Source organism: Methylocapsa polymorpha (genome assembly GCF_045689225.1).
GTDB lineage: Bacteria > Pseudomonadota > Alphaproteobacteria > Rhizobiales > Beijerinckiaceae > Methylocapsa > Methylocapsa polymorpha.
This window is the reverse complement of sequence record NZ_CP136862.1, coordinates 1554738-1569159: the sequence shown is the minus strand read 5'-3', so window position 1 is coordinate 1569159 and position 14422 is coordinate 1554738. Positions and strand designations below refer to the sequence as shown.

Annotated in this window: 8 protein-coding genes and 1 pseudogene; 5 read left to right on the top strand and 4 right to left on the bottom strand. The window is 62.0% G+C overall.

Annotation, left to right across the window (positions count from 1 at the left end; all coding sequences use genetic code 11):
* Nucleotides 1-123 precede the first annotated feature (123 nt).
* Nucleotides 124-438, top strand: coding sequence for a hypothetical protein (locus RZS28_RS07310; protein ID WP_407340665.1), 315 nt, complete (start codon nt 124-126; stop codon nt 436-438).
* A gap of 519 nt (nt 439-957) precedes the next feature.
* On the opposite strand, the gene RZS28_RS07305 is transcribed toward RZS28_RS07310, so the two are convergent.
* The 3 genes from RZS28_RS07305 to RZS28_RS07295 form a co-directional block, all read right to left on the bottom strand.
* Nucleotides 958-1353, bottom strand: a complete 396-nt coding sequence (locus RZS28_RS07305; RefSeq protein ID WP_407340664.1) for an acyl-CoA thioesterase — start codon at nt 1351-1353, stop codon at nt 958-960.
* Nucleotides 1354-1517: 164 nt separating this feature from the next.
* Nucleotides 1518-3230 carry an outer membrane beta-barrel protein gene (locus RZS28_RS07300; RefSeq protein ID WP_407340663.1) on the bottom strand — a complete coding sequence of 571 codons (1713 nt, stop codon included), beginning with the start codon at nt 3228-3230 and terminating at the stop codon, nt 1518-1520.
* 213 nt (nt 3231-3443) lie between these two features.
* Nucleotides 3444-5174 (bottom strand): outer membrane beta-barrel protein, encoded by a 1731-nt coding sequence (locus RZS28_RS07295; protein WP_407340662.1) that lies wholly within the window; start codon nt 5172-5174, stop codon nt 3444-3446.
* 332 nt (nt 5175-5506) lie between these two features.
* On the opposite strand from RZS28_RS07295, the gene RZS28_RS07290 reads away from it, so the two are divergent.
* From RZS28_RS07290 to RZS28_RS07280, 3 genes and pseudogenes are all read left to right on the top strand, one after another.
* Nucleotides 5507-5821 carry a septal ring lytic transglycosylase RlpA family protein gene (locus tag RZS28_RS07290; RefSeq protein ID WP_407340661.1) on the top strand — a complete coding sequence of 105 codons (315 nt, stop codon included), beginning with the start codon at nt 5507-5509 and terminating at the stop codon, nt 5819-5821.
* 625 nt (nt 5822-6446) lie between these two features.
* A pseudogene (locus RZS28_RS07285) lies at nt 6447-9799 on the top strand (helicase-related protein); the annotation flags it as partial.
* A gap of 178 nt (nt 9800-9977) precedes the next feature.
* Nucleotides 9978-10235, top strand: a complete 258-nt coding sequence (locus RZS28_RS07280; protein WP_407340660.1) for a hypothetical protein — start codon at nt 9978-9980, stop codon at nt 10233-10235.
* A gap of 130 nt (nt 10236-10365) precedes the next feature.
* Here the strand turns inward: RZS28_RS07280 and RZS28_RS07275 are convergent, their stop codons facing one another.
* Nucleotides 10366-13032: an MMPL family transporter gene (locus RZS28_RS07275; RefSeq protein ID WP_407340659.1), complete on the bottom strand. Its 2667-nt coding sequence runs from the start codon at nt 13030-13032 to the stop codon at nt 10366-10368.
* 243 nt (nt 13033-13275) lie between these two features.
* Here RZS28_RS07275 and ispH point away from each other — a divergent pair, with 243 nt between their 5' ends.
* Nucleotides 13276-14202: a 4-hydroxy-3-methylbut-2-enyl diphosphate reductase gene (gene ispH, locus RZS28_RS07270; protein WP_407340658.1), complete on the top strand. Its 927-nt coding sequence runs from the start codon at nt 13276-13278 to the stop codon at nt 14200-14202.
* Nucleotides 14203-14422 lie beyond the last annotated feature (220 nt).

The following is a 14422-nucleotide window of genomic DNA, read 5'->3' as shown; positions in this document are numbered from 1 at the left end:
GCGTAGCAGTTACTCGGTTTAAAACATGGAGAGCTTGATTCGTTTTTTGCACGGACTCCTTTTGTGCCTCTAGTCAAGTCACGCGGCGTGATTCATAGTCTCAAAGTTAGAATGAGGTTTTAAATGAACGCGCTTTGGGCAGTTCGAATCCTACGAAAGTTCCCGCACACAGCGCGATTTGATCGTCACCTCGACGATTGTGCTGCGTTAGCGGTATGGTTTCCGTTGTTTGAGTCTGGCGTTTCGCCTTTGCGCCTCGCGCATGTCCTGCGGCTTGCTCCTCTCCCAAGCCTCGACCCAGGCTTCTCTGATCCGATGGACAGCCGGGTCCATATTCCCGAACCGCCCGAAAACGTCCTCAGGTTTCGGCGCAAGCAAAAGCCAGAAATTTTCAATGGAGTCGGCATCGTCTATAACGGTGCGGAGCCGAACGCCTAATTCAGAAATGGATTCTTCGGTGACTACTATCATCGATACCATTCGTTTGCCGTGCATGCCTCGCTTGCACCATCTCTTTATTGAAGCTGTTACGGTCACGAGATCGCGATTGCATAACTCAAGCTCGTATTTTAAGGATAGAGCTACGATAATTGCTTGAAATCTTGGAGTCACGTGGATTGCTTTCTATTGCAACCGATGTCCCTTGTTTGCAGAACTAAACCTGTATTTAACTAGGTTACCCATCGGTTAATTACTGGAGCACACCGAGTCGGAGATTCCAAGTTAAAGGCCGGAGGAACGAAACTGGGAGTCTACTCGTCGAATCGGCAAGTTCGCTCATCTTACGTGATCTCGCCGCGCTAATTCTCTAGCTGTACAAGCTTGTCGAGCTGTATCCACATGATTCACGACTTTGCAACAATATAGCCGCCTCGATCGGCACGCTCCTTCAGGTCAAGTCATGAAGTCCAGGTTGTTCGCCGCTCTCATCCATCGGCGGCACACACCGAATGCGGATCACTCCGGCAGCGGCCGGGGCCTGCGGTCCTCCCCGATCGCGACGAACACGAAGAGGGCTTCCGTCACCTTCGTGCTGACCTCGCAATCGCGCGCGCGGCGCCAGGCTTCGACCTCGATTCGCAACGACGTTCGCCCCCGCCCGACCACGCGGGCGAAAAGGCTCACCTCATCACCGACGAAGACCGGGCTGTGAAACACCATGGCCTCGGCGCGCACCGTCGCCGCGCGGCCGCGCGAGATCCTGGCGGCGACGCTGCCCGCCGCCAGATCCATCTGCGACATCAGCCAGCCGCCAAAAATATCGCCCGCCGGATTGGTGTCGGCGGGCATGGCGATCGTGCGGATGACCGGCGCCTCGTTCGGCATCGAGGCCCCATGGCCTGCCCGACTCATGGGTGCGCCTTCTGGACAGCATACAACCTGCTGAATGATCGAAGCGATTTTGGCGCAACTATTCGGAGATCGGCGCATTCCGCCCAAACTTTGATTCGCCTTGGGCTGGCTCCCGTCCGCGAGCTGGACGGCCTGGGCGGGGACGCCGAAGCGTCAATAGGGCTTCAATATTTGGCGACGACCGGCGGTGCGGCGACCTCGCCGAACTTGTAGGAAGCCTGGACAAAGACCCCATAGCGCGTCGAGGTGAAGGACTCCGGCGATGGGCCGCCTCCAGACGGGAAATTGGTTGAGCCATGCTGTGCTTGAAACAGCCAATATCTCGCGCCGACGCCGACGTCGATCCGCTCGGTCAGCGCATAAGAGAGAACCGATTCAGCTTGGAATCCATTGACGCCATGACCATGGTCATACTGCGGATTGATGTTGTCGCGCAGCCAGTGATTGTCCTTGCCGAGGTAAGATATATAAGGCAGCCAGACAGCCTCGGCCGACCATTTCAAGCGATCGGTGAGCAGCACGTCGCCGCCGAGACCGACGCGGGCGGCCTGCCAATATTCGGTCTGGCCGAGAAAGAGCGTATTTGGCGGCACGGAACAGCCCTTTGTAGCCGCGGAGCCAATCTGCGTGCAGCCGATCGCATTCATGCGTTGGCTATAATAATGATAGCCGAGAAACCCGCCGATCCTCCAACTGCTCCCGCGCAGGAAAGAATAGCCCAGGTCCGCGCTCGCGTAGAAATCGCGGCCGTTCGACGTTGTGCTCACCGTGTTGGAATAGGGATTGGTGTCGGGTGGAAAATCCTCGTCGTTCATGTGGCTGCCCAAGAGATCGACGCCGCCGAAATAGCCCTTGGCGAAGACGCCCGAGATATGGTCGGCGCGGGCGAAGCTCTCGAGCGATATGCCGGTCTGATTAGGCCAAGTCAGACGTGAGACGAGTTCTTGCGCGTTGGATGGGCTGTATAGATATTCCTGGAAGCGCCCGTTCGAAAAGCCGACGCGGCCGCCGAACTCGCCGGTGACGTCGTTGACGAAGGCCGGCGCGGGGGCGGAAACATCGCCGCCGCCGGCGTCAGCGAAGCGATAGTTCAGGCCGAATTTGGCCAGATGCTGATCGCGCCGGACCAAAAAGCTGTTGAAGCCCGGATAACCCGGGACGTTGAAGCTGATCGTCCGCGTCCCGAAATCATAATAATCATATTCGCCTTTGGCGGACCAATTGCCTCCGAGCGCATATTCGAGGCCGGCGCCGACCGTCCAGCCGAAGCGGTCGGCGCTCCCCTGCGCGGGATTGGCGGCAAAGGCGGCCGGATTGACGACGGAATAGTGATCAGAGCCATAGGCCAAGCCACCCTTTACGAAAATCAGCGTTCGCCCCAAGGCGTAGCCGAAACGGCCCGCAGCGCTGGCGAGCGCGCTTGTGCTGGCGTGACAAGGATCGCCGGAACCCCGCAGGAAAGGGGTGGCCGCGGGAGCCGCGAGCCCGACGACTGCGCCGCAGACCGCATATCCATCGAGCTGGCCGAAGGAGGCGTCGGCTTCGAAGGCGAGGACAAACGCCCCAAATTGGCGGTTGTAGCCAAGCTGCAAGCCGCCGAGTAGGCCGCTCTGCGCCCCATTGGCCGGGACGTCAGGCGGCACATTGAGACCGCGGTCGGCGGCGAAATAGCCGGTCGGACTGCTCCAGGTCGACGAACCGACGGCGAAGCCGCCGTGAAAGCCGGCGTAGAAGCCATCCCAGTTCACGCCGGCCGCCACGAAAACCGGCGGCGGCGCGACGGGAAGATCGGCGGCGCCGGCGGCTTGCGGAGAAAGCCCGGCCAAGATCATCGAAATCGTGGGGAGAGCTAATCCTGAAATGCGCTTGGCGAACATGTGAGCCCCTTTTCAAGGCTTCGGCTGACGAGTGATGAACTCACGCACTCGTCGCGCCCGGCAAGTCAAAAAAGCGTCCGGCCAGATGATTCTCAGACCGAGTGACGTAAGAGCCACTCTGGCAAAGATCAGGGCAATCCCGCAGCGCCGGCCTGATGCGGACTCGATTGCCGAGTCCGCGTCGGGCGGCGCGCCGGCGCCGTCAACAGGGCTTCAATATTTGGCGATTACCGGCGGCGCGGCGACATCGCCGAACTTGTAGGAAGCCTGCGCAAAGACGCCATAGCGCATCGAGGTGAAGGTTGTCGCTTGCCACATGGCGGCGTCAGGGAATTGCGTAAAGCCATGCTGCGCTTGAAACAGCCAGTATCTCGCGCCGACGCCGACGTCGATCCGCTCGGTCAGCGCGTAAGAGAGAACTGACTCGGCCTGGAAGCCGTTGAATCCATGGCCCGATTGGGGGAGGGGATTGATGTCCGAGCGCAGCCAGTGATTGTCCGTCCCCTGGAACGTCATATAGGGCAACCAGACGGCTTCGGCGGACCATTTCAAGCGGTCGGTCAGCATGACGTCGCCGCCGAGACCGACGCGCGCGGCGCGCCAACGCTCATTTTCGCTGAGCAGGAGCGCATTGCCGGCGGTTGCGCCCGGCTCGCAAATATCGCCGCCGCCGACCTGCGTGCAACCGTAAGAGTTCATGATTTGGCTATAATAGTGGAAGCCGAGAAACCCGCCGATCCTCCAGGTGTTGCCGCGCAGGAAAGTATAGCCTAGGTCCGCGCTGGCGTAGAAATCACGGCCGCGCTCGGTTTTGCTGAGCGTGTTGGAATAGGGATTAGTGCCGGGCGGGAAATCCTCGTCGTTCATGTGGCTGCCGAGCAGATCGACGCCGCCGAAATAGCCCTTGGCGAAGAGGCCTGAAATATGGTCGGCGCGAGCGAAGCTCTCCAGCGAAACGCCGGTCTGATTGGGCCAGGTCAGGCGAGAAACGCGCTCCGCGGTTGAACCGAAGCCGAACAGATTGTCCTGGTAGCGCCCGTTCGAGAAGCCGACGCGGCCGCCGAACTCGCCAGTGATGTCGTTGACGAAGGCCGGCGCCGGAGCCGAAATATCGGCGCCCCCGCCGGTGTCGGCGAAGCGATAGTTCAGGCCGAATTTGGCGAGATGCTGATCGCGGCGGATCGAGAAGCTGTTGAAGGTCGGATAGCCTGGAACGGTGAAGCCGATCGTCTGCGTTCCGAAATCATAATAGTCATATTCGCCTTTGGCGGACCAATTGCCGCCGAGCGCATATTCGAGGCCGACGCCGACCGTCCAGCCGAAGCGGTCGGCGCTCGCCTGCGCGGGGTTGGCTGGGAAATTATCCGGGTTTATGACGTCATATTGCTCGGAGCTATAGGCGACGCCGCCCTTCACGAAAATCAGCGTCCGCCCGAAGGCGTAGCCGAAACGGCCCGTTGCGCTGGCGAGCGCGCCAATGCTGGTGTGACAAGGGTCTTTTGAGCCGCGCATGAAGGCGTCCACAGGGAAGGCGGCTTCGGCTGGCGCCAGCCCGACGACGGCGCCGCAGGCGGCGTATCCGTTGAGCGGACCGAAGGAGGCGTCGGCTTCAAAGCCAAAAACAAAGGCCCCGAATTGGCGATTGTAGCCGACTTGCAGGCCGCCGATGAGGCCGCTTTGCGCGCTATTGGCGGCGACGTCCGGCGGCACAGCGAGGCCACGATCGGCGGCGAAATAACCGGTCGGATTGCTCCAGGTCGTCGAACCGACGGCGAGGCCGCCGTGAATGCCGGCGTAAAAGCCATCCCAGTTCACGCCCGCCGCCACGAAAACGGGCGCCGGAACGACAGGAAGATCGGCCGCGCCCGCGGCTTGCGGAGAAAGCCCGGCCAAAATCGTCGAAATTGCAATCAGAGCCGATCCTGGAATGCGCTTGGCGAACATGTGGGCCCCTTTTCTGGCGTCAAGTGATGATTGATGAACTCATGCACTCGATGCTCGCGGCAAGGGAAAAAGCGTCCGGCGCCGCGATTTGCGGGGCTGCATGACATAAGCGCCACATATCGCGAGGAAGCAAAGAGCCTTCACATTCGCCTGGATATGTAGATTACAAATATGTGACGAAATAAATATAGAAATTACTACTTGCAAATCAAGGCTGAAATATACTCTAATATCGCTTAGATATATTGCCAAGCTTTGCTCACATAATCCATGCAATGAGCGCTTTATTCGCCGCGTTGAGCGAATAAACGCTGTGGCATGGAGTATGATTATTGACGAAATCCATCACTATATTTCTGTTCATTTTTGCCTCCGCCGCGACTGCGCAGGCTCAAAGCTGGACCGGCAAGGCGTCTTATTATGGGGGGCGAGGCCATATGACTTGCGCCCATCGCTCGCTGCCCTTCGGCACGCATCTTCGCGTCACCAATCTCGCAAATCATCGTTCGGTGGTGCTCGTGGTCAATGACCGGGGACCCTATATCGGGGGGCGAATCGTCGACGTCTCGACCGGCGCCGCCAATGCGCTCGGCTTTCGCCGCGCGGGGGTCGCGCGCGTGACTGTGGAGACAGTGTCGAACGATTAATTGCAAAGCTGTTCCCGCGCCGGCGCCGCGTCGCCCTTCATAGAATCGAAAAACCTCTCTAGGTCTTTGTTTTATCGTATTTTCTTCAAGGGAGCGGGCGCCCTTGTCGCCGACCGACGGCTCTCGCGACAGCCCTTGGGCGAGATTCTGCGTTTTGCCGATCCATGGGCGGTTGACAGAAACGCGCATCCGAGTCCGCGTGCAATGGCTCGCAGGGATTCGCCAGCTTGGCGCGAAAATGGAGGTTTTCTCAAGCAATAGGAGGTCCTTTGTGCAGCCACTCAACATTTGGTGGTGAACAAACACGGATTCCGTTGCGGTCTGCGATTCGGGCGTGATTCGTTCGTCTCCCGTTCGAGAGGTAAAGAACGCTGCCCGGCCCCGCGCCATTGTGATACAGAGGGAACGCCGCGCGCCGAGGAAGGGCCGCGGCTGGCGCGCCGCCGGAAGGCCATGAATTCGCGGCTCATTGCCGCTCAAGAACGGGGGGAACCCGACCGCAAATCAAGAAGTTGCAACGTCTCCGACCGAACCCGCAAGCGCGCCGCCTGCTCGCCGCGCATGAGGGGAGTTCACCATCGCCGCCAGCGCGATCCTTCGACGTTCTTCCCAGGTCGATTAACCAATGAACATTTCCTTCCCGGCCGCCAGACTGCATCCGATGGACCGCGCCAGAGGCGTCAGCGTTCTGCTTGGTCCAACCAATACCGGCAAGACGCATTATGCGATCGAGCGCATGCTCTCCTATCCGAGCGGGATGATAGGCCTGCCGCTGCGCCTTCTCGCGCGTGAGGTCTATAATCGCTGTGTGGAGCGGGTTGGCGCCGACGCGGTCGCCCTCGTCACCGGCGAGGAGAAGATCAAGCCGAAGTCGCCGCGCTACTGGATCTCGACCGTCGAGGCCATGCCGCGCGACCTCGATCTCGCTTTCGTGGCGGTCGATGAAATTCAGCTCGCCGCCGATCTCGATCGCGGCCATGTCTTCACCGACCGGCTCCTGAACCGCCGGGGCCGCGATGAGACCCTGCTGATCGGCGCGGCGACGATGCAGCGCGCCGTTCAGGAGCTCCTGCCGGGGGCGCGGATTCTCTCGCGGCCGCGTCTCTCCACCCTGAGCTTCGCCGGCGATAAAAAGATGACCCGCCTGCCCCGCCGCAGCGCCATCGTGGCTTTCTCCGCCGAAGACGTCTATGCGATCGCCGAATGGATCAGGCGCCAGCGTGGCGGCGCGGCCGTCGTCCTCGGCGCGCTCTCGCCGCGCACGCGCAACGCCCAGGTCGAGCTCTTCCAGAGCGGCGACGTCGATTACATCATCGCGACCGACGCCATCGGGATGGGACTTAATCTCGACGTCGATCATATCGCCTTCGCGGCCGACCGGAAATTCGACGGCTGGCAATATCGCCGCCTCAATCCGGCGGAATTCGGCCAGATCGCCGGCCGGGCGGGGCGTCATCTGCGCGACGGCACCTTCGGCACGACCGGCCGCTGCCTGCCTTTCGACGCCGAACTGGTCGAAGCCTTGGAGGACCATCGTTTCGAATCCGTGCGCATGTTGCAATGGCGCAACGCGGATCTGGATTTTTCTTCGATCGCCGATCTCGCCGCCTCCCTTGACGTTCTGCCGAAGGAGCAAGGCCTCACCCGCGCGCCGCTCGCCGAGGATCAAATGGTTCTCGACATCGCCGCCCGCGACGAAAAAGTCATGCGGGAGGCCAAGACCCGCGCCGATGTCGCGCGGCTCTGGGAATGTTGCCAAATCCCGGATTATCGAAAGCTTTCGCCCGCCGCGCATGCGGAGCTGGTCTTGTCGGTGTATGGATTCGTCGTGCGCGCGGGCCGCATCCCGAACGATTGGTTCGCCCGCCATATCGGCGCCCTTGACCGCGTCGATGGAGATCTCGACGCCCTGTCGGCGCGGATCGCCCAGGTCCGGACCTGGACGTTTATAGCCAACCGTTCCGACTGGCTGCGCGATCCAGAGCATTGGCAGGGCGTCACGCGTCAGGTAGAGGACACATTATCGGACGCTCTGCATGAACGTCTCGCCCAAAGGTTCGTGGACCGCAGGACGAGCGTGCTGATGCGCCGCTTGAGAGAGAACGCCATGTTGGAAGCGGAAGTCACCCAAAGCGGCGACGTGATGGTCGAGGGCCAGCACGTCGGCCAACTGAATGGATTTCGCTTCACCGCGGATCCGCAGGCGGCGGGCGAGGCGGCCAAGGCCCTCAACGCCGCGGCGCAAAAGGCGCTTGTGAGCGAGATCGAAGGCCGCGCGACCCGCGTGCACGAGGCCGTCGACGAAGCTTTCGTTCTCGCCAATGATGGAATCATCCGCTGGCTCGGCGAACCCGTCGCGAAAATCGGCGCGGGCGCGCATGTGCTCGAGCCAAGCCTGCGCATTCTCTCAGACGAGCAATTGACCGGCGAAGCGCTTGAAAAGGTGCAGCGGCGACTCGCGCTCTGGCTGGCGCAGCATGTCAAGAAGCTGCTCGGGCCGCTTGCCGATCTGGAAAAAGGCGAAGGGCTCGAAGGGATCGCCCGCGGCATCGCCTTCCAGGTCGCCGAAGCGCTCGGCGTGCTCGAACGGACGCGGGTCGCGGACGAGGTCAAGGCCCTGCCGCAGGACGCGCGCGCGGCCTTGCGAAAATTCGGCATCCGCTTCGGCGCCTATCACCTTTATCTTCCCAATCTGGTCAAGCCCGCCCCGCGCGCGCTCGCAGCGCAGCTCTGGGCTTTGAAACATGGCGGCGTCGATGAGGTCAAAGGCCTTGATGACGTTCCCCATCTCGCCGCGTCCGGCCGGACCTCCTTCGTCGCCGACAAGGAGGTCCCTAAGGGATTTTATCGCGCCGCTGGATTTCGGGTCTGCGGCGACCGCGCGGTGCGGATCGACATACTCGAACGCCTCGCCGACCTGATCCGCCCGGCTGTATCTTATCGTCCCGGCTCGACGCCCGGCGAGCCGCCGCCCGGGACCGCCGATGGCGACGGCTTCGTCGTCACGGTTGCGATGACTTCGCTCGCAGGCTGCTCGGGCGAGAGCTTCGCCTCGATCCTGCGCTCGCTGGGTTATGTCCTCGATCGCCGCAAGGGCCCCGCGATCACCGCGCCTTTGCTCCCCATGGCTGCGACCGAACCGGTCGCGCCGCCAAAATCGGAGGCCGAGGGCGCGTCGGAGCCTGACTCGGACGCCGGCCCGACTCCTGTCGCCGAAGCCGAAGAGGCCGAGCGAGGAGACTCCGGCCGACGCACAAGGCTCCGAGGCTGACGCCGGCGCGGCGTTCACGGCGGAAACGCCGGTGGCGGCGAGCGAACCCGCGCTTGACGACCAGCTCCCGCGCCAAGCGCTGCTGCGGCGGCTGAGTCGGAAGAGCCGGATGAGGCGTCGGGGATGCCAGCCTGTCGGAAGTTCTGGTTTCAGCCGGAAAGTCCGGCCGAAGCTCCGATCGAAGCAAATCCGCCGGGCGAGGCGACCGAAACCGAGCCGGCCGAGCCGGTCTTGATCGAAGTCTGGCGGCCGCATCGGCAACAGCATCACGCGCGTCGGCCCGAGGCGCGCGGCGGGCGGAAGCCGCAGCGGAGCCATGCGGCGGAGGCATCTTCGGAAGGCGCTGCGTCGCAAGCAGCCACGCCGGCGCCGGATATGCGCGCGACAAGCGCCGCGGCGAACGAAGCCAGGATGGAAACAGGGCCGCAGGCGAGGCGCCGGCCGAGGCGGCGGTCGGCGGCGCCGACGAAAAGCGCCAAAATGGCCATAAGAACGGACGCCAGCCGGGCCGCGGCCAGCCGAGAGAGCGCTTCGAGGGTCCGCCGCGCAATCGGCGCGACGACGGCGCGCCGGCGCGAAGCGCCGGGGATGACCGCAGGCGCGGACGGGGCGGTCAGTTCGGCGGCGGCGAAAAGAGAAGCCACGAACGCGCGCCCGATCCGGATTCGCCTTTCGCGAAATTGGCGGTGCTCAAGGCGCGGATGGAGGAAAAGGCAAAGCCGGAGGGCTGAGAGCCGTTTCCGGAAATTGCCTGCACGCTTCGGAAAATAGCTGAGACGCCGAAGGGTTCGGCTGCGCTAGCCTCGCTTTCCCCACCCCGATTGGCGCGTTCGAGATATGAACCAACTGTCTCCTTGGTCGTTCTGCTGGCCAAAGGAGACGTTCATGAGAAATATGCTTTTTGTTTCAGCTCTTGTCGGGGCTACCGCCTTTTCGGCCGTCGGGCCCGCGGAGGCTCGGCCGGGCGGTTGCATCAAAGGCGCGATTGTTGGCGGCATAGCCGGCCATTTTGTGGGCCATGGCGGCGTTGGAGCCGCCGCTGGCTGCGCCTATGGTGTTCACAAGCGCAATGAGTACAATCGTCAAGAAAATAATGAGGGCCGCTCCAGCTCGGACGAGCGTAGCGGAAACGGCCGCTATTAAAGCGTGAACGGCATCGGCCGCAGCCTGGGGTTGGAAGCGGCTTAGCCCGGGCTGCGGCTGAGTCGCAGGACGTCTCAGCCTGCAGCCCCGGGCTCGTCCTTACCCAAAATCCCCCTCGACTGGCTTTGACTCAAGCGCCTTCGCCCGCCGCGTTGACGTGGCGCGGCGGCCCCATCAGCGCCGGCTGGAACAATATCGCGGCGGCTAGCGTGCAGACCAGCGACAGGGCAAGCAGCTTGCCCATGCTCGACGTTCCCGGATGATTTGAGAGCCAGAGGCTGCCGAAAGCCGTCGCCGTGGTCATTGCGCTGAAAAACACCGCGCGGGTGAGGCTCGATTGCAGGAGATTCGTCGTGCCTGCGCGCCAAGCCATGACGAAATAAATCTTGAAGGCGACGCCGAGGCCGAGAAGCAGAGGCAAAGCGATAATATTCGCGAAATTGAGCGGCAAGCCGATCAAGACGGTGATCTCGAGCGTGACGACTCCGGCGAGCAGCAAAGGCACCAGGGTCAAAAGCACGTCGGTGATCCGGCGCAGCACAATCAAGAGAAGCAGACTGATCGAAGACAGCGCCCAGGCGCCCGCCACGATGAAGGCGCGCACGACTGTGTTGCCGGATTCCTGAATGGCGATGGGTTGGCCGGTGGCGCTGGGGTCGATCGCCTGAACAGCCTGGGAGAAGCGCTTGAGGGTCGCGTTGTCATTCGCGTTTCCGCTCGGAGCGACGGCGATCAGCGCCCGGCCGTCCGCGCTCACCCAGTTATGCGCCAGATCGGGCGGAATCGACGCAATCGTCGTCTTTTGCGCGGTCAGGGACGTGCGCAAGAGGCTGAGCATCGTGTCGAGACCGGGCAGCAAGGCGGCGCGCGCGGCCTCGCGGCTGTTCGGCGGCGCCGCGCCCATCTTGCGGATCAGCGCGGCCAGGCGGCGGGCGTCGTCGGGGCCTTTTCCTGCCGCGTCTCCCGCCGTGGCGGCGAAGGAATCAGCGGCGCGGTTCATCGCCGCCACATCCTCGGCGTCGGTCGGGGCAGGTCTCGCCCGGCGCGGATCGAGCAACGGCCCCAAAGCCGTGGCGGCGCGGTGAATGATCGCCAGCTTTTCGTCTTGATCATCGGGAACCAGGCTTTGCAGCGTGGTCACTTGAGCGACCTCGGGCAGACTCCGCAAGCGCGCCGCAAGCGGCTCGGCGTCCTTGAGCGAAGTCGCGAGCACGTCGATCGTGTTCGGATCCGTGGCGGGGTTCTGCATCAGATCAAGCAGGGTGGAGACCGACTCGACTTTGGCGCTGCGCAAGTTGAGCGGATTGAAATCGAAATGGAGATGACGCAGCAAGGGCGTCCCCGCCAAGGCGACGGTCAAGGTCCCGATGACGATCGCATAGCGGTGCCGGGCCATGAAATCATCGGCCGGCGCCAGGAATTTATAGCCGACGGGCTCCTGTTCGGCAGGCGGGCGCAGCAGGGCGAGCAGCGCGGGCAAAACTGTGATCGCCGAAAAAAATGCGATGAACATGCCGGTGCCGGCGATGAGGCCCAATTCGGAAACGCCCCGATAATCAGTCGGGAGGAAGGAGTAAAACCCGGCCGCCGTCGCCGTCGCGGCGAGCGCCAAAGGCCGGCCGGCCTTCGCCGCCGCCCGCTTGAGGGCCTTGTCGAAATTGGGCTCCTGGTAACGTTCCGCGCGGTAGCGAACGCTGAACTGAATGCCGAAATCAACGCCGATGCCGACGAAAAGCACGGCGAAGGCGACCGAGATCAGATTGAGCGCCCCGACCATCAAGAGTCCGACCGCGGCGGTCGCGGCAAGGCCGACGACGACGCTCAACGCGACCGCAAGAACGATTCGCTTGGATTTTAGGGCGCGCCAGATGATGAAAAGAACGATCAAGGCGGTCGCGGCGCCGTTGACGCCCGCGCCTTGTTCGACTGTGGCGAATTCTTCGTCTTCGAGGGGCACGACGCCGGTCAGCCTTAGCTTCACGCCGGTCGCCGGGGCTAGGCCGAGATCAATTGCGCTCTGGCGAATGAAATCCGACGGAACAGCGCCCGGCTTGAGAGCCGCGTAGTCAAGCCGGGGCTTGACCTCGATGAAGCGGCGCAGCTCGCGTGGGTCCGGCGCCTCACCGGTCATAAGGCTGCGCCAGGAAAAAAAGGTCGGCCGGCCGGCGAGCAAGCTGTCGAACGCATCCGCAAGGGCGACCATCGGCCGATCGAAATCGTCGAGCGTTCCGGCCTTCGCCCGAACGCCGCGGTTGATGAAAGCGAAGGCGTCCATGATCCCGCGCAGGCTCGGGTCCGAAACAAGCGCGCCAAGGAATGGTTGCGCCTTGTAAAGCCCGTCCATCGTGCGTTGAAGGGCGGGAACGGGCAAGAACATCAGGGCGTTCTGGTTGAAATAAGGTCCGCCGTCGGGACGCAGGACTGATTCGAAAAGATCGGGGCGAGTCGCCAATTTATCGGTCAATCGGCGCGCCGCGGCCTCGGCGAGTTCTGGGGTCGCGCCGTCGATCACGACGAGGATCAGGTCCTTGCGTTGAGGAAAAGCCTTGTCCAGCTCAAGCAGGTTTTGCCGCCATTTAAGTTTGGCTGAAATAAAGTCATTGGTATTCGTGTTGATCTTGAAATGCGTCACGGCATAGTGAGCCGACACAATTGTCACGACTATTGCCAATGCGAGCACGATCCATTTGAAACGCCTGCATGTCGTCACGATCGCGACAATCGATTTCGCGATCGCTCCTGATGCCGTCGGTTCCGGCGGCGGCGCTTTCTCCGTGCTGTCTTCGTGTGTAATCATGCGTTGCTGTCGCCGATCAAAAAAGCGCCTGACCAAGGCATTGTTAACCAATAGTGTGGTCAGATAAGATTAAACGTCTACGTTGCAGCTCGTTACGATATGCGTGGCTCTGGACAGGCCCTCGGCTCTGGATGGGCGAGTTGTTTGACAATGTCATTGTCATCGTTACAAGCTGGACAAGGAGATTAAAGAACGTATCGCCTGCTTGTAAGGGCACATTGGCTTCGACGCTAGGCAAATTTCATGAAGGTAATCTTGGCTCAGCCTCGCGGATTCTGCGCCGGCGTCGTCCGCGCGATCGAAATCGTCGAACAAGCTCTCACAAAATATGGCGCGCCGATCTATGTGAGGCATGAAATCGTCCATAATGGCTATGTCGTGGAGAAGCTGAAAGCGAAGGGCGCCCGGTTTGTCGAAAATCTGGCCGAGGTCCCATCCGGCGCGCGCACGATCTTCAGCGCCCATGGCGTGGCCCGTTCGGTCGAGGAGGAAGCCGCCTCTCTCGGGCTGCCGGTCCTCGACGCCACCTGTCCCCTCGTCGCCAAAGTCCATAGTCAAGGCGAGCGCTACGTGCAACAGGGCAGAGCGGTCGTGCTGATCGGCCACGCCGGCCATCCGGAGGTCGAGGGCACGATGGGGCGGATTCCTGGGCCGGTCCATCTCGTGCAATCGGAAGCCGACGTCGACAAGCTGGACCTCGCCGCCGATACGCCGCTCGCCTATGTGTCGCAAACGACGCTGAGCGTCGACGACACCAAATGCATCATCGCCGCCCTGAAGCGCCGGTTCAACGACATCGTCGGCCCGGAAACCAAGGATATTTGCTACGCGACGCAGAATCGGCAAAGCGCCGTGCGCGAATTGAGTCAGCTGGTCGACGTCATTCTTGTCGTCGGCGCGAAAAACAGCTCGAATTCGAACCGGTTGCGCGAAATCGGCGCGGAAGCCAGGGTGCCGACCTTTCTCATCGCGGACAGGACGGAGCTCGATCTCGAATTCTTGCGCGAGGCGAAGATCGTGGGCCTTACCGCCGGCGCTTCGGCGCCGGAGATTCTTGTCGAGGATGTGATCGACGCCTTGCGCGGCCTCGGCCCGCTCGAATTGTCGATGTTGCCCGGGGTCGAGGAAAATATTGAATTCAAGCTCCCGCCCGAACTTGACGATCATTGAGTCTCGCGGCCGGAGCCTCGCCAAGCGGCCTTACAAAAGCGCGAATCGCTAGATCAAGTAAAACCCCCCGGACTCGGCAAGTCCTGGACACGGCAGGTCTCGCCAACCATCGATCCGAAGGATTTTCGGGCTAGGCGCGCAGGGGCGGCGCCCAAGAAAACGCGACAAAGAAATTTGATGCGCATTTTCTTGTTTCCATTGAAGCCGAAAATGTTCATCT